Here is a 584-nt window from a genome sequence, read left to right as displayed (position 1 = left end):
CTTGTTTTGTAGATATAGGTTGTGGGACTAGGTGAACAGTCTACCCACCTTTAAGAACAATGGGGCACCCTGGAAGTAGAGTAGATTTAGCTATTTTTAGTTTACATGCAGCAGGGTTAAGATCTATCTTAGGTGGTATTAATTTTATGTGTACTACTAAAAATTTACGTAGAAGTKCTATTTCATTAGAACATATAACTTTATTTGKTTGAACTGTGKTTGTAACAGTGTWTTTACTGGTTTTATMTCTACCGGTTTTAGCAGGGGCTATTACTAKGTTGTTAACTGAKCGTAATTTARATACTTCATTTTTTRATCCAAGAACTGGAGGTAATCCTCTTATTTATCAACAKTTGTTTTGRTTTTTTGSTCWTCCTGAAGTATATATTTTGATKTTACCAGCTTTTGGTATTGTCAGACAATCTACACTTTATTTAACAGGAAAAAAAGAAGTTTTTGGTGCTTTGGGTATAGTTTATGCAATTTTAAGAATTGGTTTAATTGGTTGTGTAGTATGAGCTCACCATATGTATACAGTAGGTATAGATTTGGATTCACGTGCTTATTTTTCGGCTGCTACTATA

General features: G+C 32.6%; 1 protein-coding gene. It reads left to right on the top strand.

Annotation, left to right across the window (positions count from 1 at the left end):
* Positions 1-215 precede the first annotated feature (215 nt).
* Positions 216-518, top strand: a complete 303-nt coding sequence (locus tag EIZ48_RS31605; protein WP_192928770.1) for a cbb3-type cytochrome c oxidase subunit I — start codon at positions 216-218, stop codon at positions 516-518.
* Positions 519-584: the final 66 nt, after the last annotated feature.

Source organism: Photobacterium alginatilyticum, from assembly GCF_009910675.1.
Taxonomy (GTDB): domain Bacteria; phylum Pseudomonadota; class Gammaproteobacteria; order Enterobacterales; family Vibrionaceae; genus Photobacterium; species Photobacterium alginatilyticum.
Note: the sequence above shows the minus strand (reverse complement) of the source record. Positions and strands in the feature narration are given on the sequence as shown.